The following is a 1306-nucleotide window of genomic DNA, read 5'->3' on the forward strand; positions in this document are numbered from 1 at the left end:
CGTAATTGCACTCGTAATAGCGGTGATGCAGCTGGTGAAAGAAAGCGCCCAGCAGCAGGGCCTGACGGTCACGGGCCCAGATCGCCTCATACCCCGAATGGGACGAGGCCGCGCCCAGCATCAGCCAGTAACCGAGGAAAACCATATGCACCGGATGGCTGGGCAGCACCAGTACGATCAGGATGGCGCTAAGGTAGCCCGCCGCCTCGACCGGGTGCATCGACATGCCGGACCAAGGTCCGGTGTTGACGTTGCGGTGATGCACCGCGTGCACATGGCGGTAGATGAAAGGCTGATGCAGGAACAGATGCACCAGGTAGAAATGCAGGCTCTGCCACAGCGCCAGCAGCGGAAACAGGGCGATGAACCAGACCGGATGGGCGGCAAAGCTGAGTGTGGCGGTGATTCCGCTGGCGTAGGTCCAGCGCAGGAAACACTCCAGAACCGACAGAAAACTCGCGCCGAAGACCATCGAGTAATAGATGTTGTCCCAGGTCTGATAGCCGAATTTATAGAGGGCATGTTTGCGTTTCATGTAGGGGCGCGGGTCGTATTTCAGCAGCTTGCCCTGGCCGTCGATGCCATAGAACCACAGGTGCAGGCCGCCCGCGACCACCAGCAGGAGCAGCCAGTTACGTAGGAATACCGTAGCGATCCAGCCAAAGGCGAAACCGGACTGCGCTGCGGTCACCGGCTGCAGCCAAAAGGCCACCGCAAAAGCCAGCGCCAGATAGATTGAACGGTCAGAGACCTGCAGCCAGTTCTGCCACAGCCATTTTGCCAGCCTGCGGGGCTTGGGCGGCCAGTGCCAGTAGGGCGCGTGATTCACCGGCAGGTCCGGGTGCCAATGCCATTCGCGGCTCATCGGGCCGGGCTCGGGGCACTCTGCCTGGGGGCTGGCTGTGTTCATGTCGGTGGTGGTCATCAGGGAAATCCTCGCCTGAAACGGGTTGCGGCGTTGAATACAGGAATAAGAGAATAGCCTGCGCCAAGTAAAACGAGTAATTCGAAGGTAAATCGCAAAATAATTTTGGTGATAAATGCGGAAACTGCCCAACCTGGCCTGGCTGCGCTCGTTTGAAAGCGCAGCGCAGCATCTGAGCTTCACGGTGGCGGCGCAGGAGCTGGGGCTGACCCAGACCGCGGTCAGCCTGCATGTGCGCTCATTGGAGGCCGAGCTGGGCTGCAAACTGTTCACCCGCGCCGCGCGCAGGCTGGCGCTGACGGAAATGGGCAAGGCCTATGCCTATTCGCTGCGTCAGGCGCTGGGGGATATGGCGTTTTCCACTGCCAGCCTGTTTGGAGC

The 1306-nt window shown here is 60.3% G+C and carries 2 protein-coding genes; one reads left to right on the top strand and one right to left on the bottom strand.

The window, feature by feature from the left end; all coding sequences use genetic code 11:
- Positions 1 to 925: sterol desaturase family protein (locus tag A2I95_RS38920; protein WP_291737727.1), on the bottom strand; the 925-nt coding region annotated here is incomplete at its 3' end.
- Between the two features lie 115 nt (positions 926 to 1040).
- Between A2I95_RS38920 and A2I95_RS38925 the strand changes: the two genes are divergently transcribed.
- A partial coding sequence (locus tag A2I95_RS38925; protein WP_291737728.1) for a LysR family transcriptional regulator occupies positions 1041 to 1306 on the top strand: 266 nt, incomplete at its 3' end.

The sequence above is a fragment of the Leisingera sp. F5 genome, from assembly GCF_001593695.1.